1 protein-coding gene is annotated in these 516 nt (G+C 64.0%); it reads right to left on the bottom strand.

The window, feature by feature from the left end; genetic code table 11:
- Positions 1-53: 53 nt before the first annotated feature.
- Positions 54-516: HAMP domain-containing protein (locus tag PZH32_RS11225; protein ID WP_275208332.1), on the bottom strand; the 463-nt coding region annotated here is incomplete at its 5' end.

Below are 516 nucleotides of genomic sequence, written 5' to 3'. Positions count from 1 at the left end.
CAGCTCGTGGGCCACGTCAGTGGTAAGCCGCCGCTCCAGATCGCGGTCCTTCTCTACCGATTCGGCCATGGCGTCGAAGGTTTCACCCAGGCGGGCCACCTCGTCTCGCCCGTTAGGTTAGTGCGCGCCGACAGATCGCCCTCGCCGATGGCGCGGGCCGCGCCCATGATGCGGTTGATGGGCGCCAACAAGTTGCGCGCGAAGAGGAAGCCGATGCAGGAGGCCAGCACAATGGCCACGCCTGCGGCAATGAACATAGCCTGATAGGAGTTGTCCCGGAATTCCTGATCGGGCTGGCGCATAAGCGCCTCGGAGCCGTACACCCACAGGCGCACCTTGCCCACCTCTTTGCCGTCGACCTTGATGTCGGCGATGGCCACCTGATCGCGCTCGGCAGGCTCGAAGGACTTGAGCGTGCCCGCCTGCTCACATCGATGACAATGGAGGAGTCGAAGGGGGTGCCCCCCTTCATATCGGTGACTTTCACGCCGATGCCGCTGGTCATCTCCGTGGCTT

Origin of the sequence: Adlercreutzia equolifaciens, assembly GCF_029076695.1 — a bacterium.
Lineage (GTDB): Bacteria > Actinomycetota > Coriobacteriia > Coriobacteriales > Eggerthellaceae > Adlercreutzia > Adlercreutzia equolifaciens_A.
Note: the sequence above shows the minus strand (reverse complement) of the source record. Positions and strands in the feature narration are given on the sequence as shown.